Source organism: Halalkalibacter lacteus (assembly GCF_036663595.1).
Lineage (GTDB): Bacteria > Bacillota > Bacilli > Bacillales > Bacillaceae_D > Halalkalibacter > Halalkalibacter lacteus.
Genome location: NZ_JAWRVL010000161.1, coordinates 1 through 279, shown reverse-complemented (window position 1 = coordinate 279; position 279 = coordinate 1). Strand labels below are relative to the sequence as shown.

Genomic DNA, 279 nt, shown 5'->3' with positions numbered 1-279 from the left:
ACAGAATATGAAAATAATCGTGTGAATGAATACAGAGTATTACAAGAAATTGGAAATTTATTTGTAAATAATAAATTAACAAAGAATGAAGTAAAAGAAATAAATTCTATGAATCAAAATTCAAGACCTGCAAGATTAATAAAACAAAGTAAACGTGTTTTTTTATTAGAAGAATTTGTTAATATAAAAAATATAGCATTAGCTGGTATCTCAAACTGGTTAAGAGATACATCTGATGATAACTTTAACATATTATTATCATTCTTTAATATAAATAGT

General features: G+C 21.9%; 1 protein-coding gene. It reads left to right on the top strand.

The annotated features are described in order from the left end of the window. The coding region (locus tag SAZ04_RS21915) for a hypothetical protein (protein ID WP_332699658.1) at nucleotides 1–279 on the top strand (279 nt) is incomplete at both ends.